This window comes from Kitasatospora sp. NPDC091257 (assembly GCF_044757675.1).
GTDB classification, from domain to species: domain Bacteria; phylum Actinomycetota; class Actinomycetes; order Streptomycetales; family Streptomycetaceae; genus Kitasatospora; species Kitasatospora lactacystinica.
Map to the genome: position 1 here is coordinate 1 of NZ_JBIVVI010001711.1, position 1376 is coordinate 1376.

Annotated in this window: 1 pseudogene; it reads right to left on the reverse strand. The window is 82.7% G+C overall.

Going from position 1 to position 1376, the window contains the following annotated elements:
- Positions 1–323, reverse strand: a pseudogene (locus ACIQOV_RS41465) (hypothetical protein); the annotation flags it as partial.
- Between the last annotated feature and the right edge of the window lie 1053 nt (positions 324–1376).

The following is a 1376-nucleotide window of genomic DNA, read 5'->3' on the forward strand; positions in this document are numbered from 1 at the left end:
GTTCGGGCCGGCCCGGCGAGCTGCACCGTGGTGGGTGTGCGCGCGGGCACGGCGGTCAGCGGCACCCCCGTCAGTCCCGACTGCTCGGCCACCCGCTGCAACAGCCGGGCCGTGGCGGGCGACGGCGGTGCGGACGGCGCGGGCGAGGCGGACAGGGCCGACGGGCCGGACGGGGCGCTGGTGGCGTGCCCGGCGGGCAGGGCCCGGGCCACGACGAGCGCGGGGGCGGACGCGGGAACGGACGTGGGCGCGGGCGCGGGCGCGGGCTGCGAGCCCGGTGCCCGGCTCGTGCCCGCCGGGGCCGCGACGGCGGGTGGCGGCATCGGGGACGGCTGCGGAGGCCGGGACGAGGCCGACAGGCGCTGGACCGACGGGCCCGCCACGGGCCTGAGCCGGACGACCGGCGGGCGCGGGGCGCTCGCCGTGGCGGACGGCGAACCGGGGGCGCCGGGGTTCGCGTGCCCACCGAACCTCGGCGTGGCGGACCGCTGCACGTCCGGGAGGCCCGCGCTCGTGGCGCCGGGCCGCGGCGGCGCCGGGACACCGGGGTTCAGGACTGCCGCACGGGGCTGACCGGGCAGGACGCGCGGTGGGCTCGCCGGTGCGGGCGTGGCCGGGACGGCGGCAGGTGCCGCCGGGCCTCCGGCCGCTGACGGGTGATCGACGACGGCCGGGTGCCCGGCCGCCGTCCGTCGGACCGGCCGTTCCGACGGGCGCCGGGAGAACACCCGTTGCACCGCGGCCACGACCCCGCGCGGCGCGGCCGCCCCCGGCGTGGAGGGGCGCTCCGCACTCCCCGGCGAGGCGGACTCCCCGGCTGCGGCACCGCCGCCTCCGGCGCCGGTGCCCGGCGAGCGGCGCGCCTGCGCACCCGAGCGGCGCGGAGCGGCAGCGGCCGGTGCAACTGGCGCGGCCGGCGCCTCGCCGTCCGGACGGGACACGAGAGGGTGGGTCCAGGCGGCCCTGACCACGGGTGGCGTCGGCGCCGACCCGGCGCCTCCGCCGGAGGGAGCGGCGGCAACGGGCGCGAAGGGTGCCGGCGGAGTGGCGAGGGCGACCGTCATCCGGCGGTCGCCGAGCAGCCCGCGTCGCTGACCGATGAGTCGAACGGCTCGCTGCACGCCCAGGCCGCCGGAGGACCGGCGCGCCGGAACCGTCACGGGCACCACCGGACCGTTGCCGCCGGCGCGCGGGGCGCCCGCCGGGCGCGTCCCGGGACCGGTCGGCTGCGCGGCGGCTCCCGGCTGCCGCTCCGGTCCGCCGCCGCCGCCGCCGGAGGCCGACGCGACGGAGGCACCCGTCGTGCCCTGCGGGGCGCCGGAGGGCGCCGGGCGTCCGGCCGCCGGTCCACGAAGGCCGCGATCCGCACCGGGGTG